The sequence below is a fragment of the Christensenella hongkongensis genome, assembly GCF_000981035.1.
In the GTDB taxonomy this organism is placed as follows: domain Bacteria; phylum Bacillota; class Clostridia; order Christensenellales; family Christensenellaceae; genus Christensenella; species Christensenella hongkongensis.
On sequence record NZ_LAYJ01000104.1, the window covers coordinates 1 to 552 of the forward strand.

Annotated in this window: 2 protein-coding genes; both read right to left on the bottom strand. The window is 49.3% G+C overall.

The annotated features are described in order from the left end of the window. On the bottom strand, positions 1–182 hold a 182-nt coding region (locus CHK_RS15740; RefSeq protein WP_242844870.1), incomplete at its 3' end, for a phage replisome organizer N-terminal domain-containing protein. Next, positions 139–330, bottom strand: a complete 192-nt coding sequence (locus CHK_RS16115) for a hypothetical protein (RefSeq protein ID WP_006058351.1) — start codon at positions 328–330, stop codon at positions 139–141. The genes CHK_RS15740 and CHK_RS16115, both read right to left, overlap by 44 nt. Between the last annotated feature and the right edge of the window lie 222 nt (positions 331–552).

Below are 552 nucleotides of genomic sequence, written 5' to 3' on the forward strand. Positions count from 1 at the left end.
CCGCCGTTTTTCAGCGATTTCAAGTACAGCTTCAAGAGAATGTTGGAATAGATAACGCCGTCCTGCATACTTTCCAGCAGAACGATTGCATCATCGTCAAAATAGCTCTCTTTCAGCTTGAGGTAGTAATATTTGCGGTTATCTGCCATAGGCTGCGTCCTCCTTTTTCCAGCGTTTGGAATAATAGCGAGGGCATAGTATGATAACCGCCCGGAAGCTCTGTTTGCAGTCACGGGTGCAGCCCCGGCATAGGTCGTTGTAAGTGATACGGTTGCGGTGGTTGAGGAAGAAAGACCATTCCAGCCGCCGCTTCTTGCTCATTCTCGGCAATGGTAAGCTCCTTTCTGCCGTTCCTATCGGTGTAGCGGGATAGGGGGCATTTTCTGTATGTTCTCGGTATCATTTTCGGGCTTTTTCTGCCCTGTAAGCCCCGTTTGGAAGTCGGGGAGTATTGCGGTAAGGGTTCATATCATACCTGTATTTTTGTAGGGTTTCGGTATCATTTCGGGGCGGTCTTTAACGCTCCTGTTCACGCTTTTTCTGCTGGCTCGG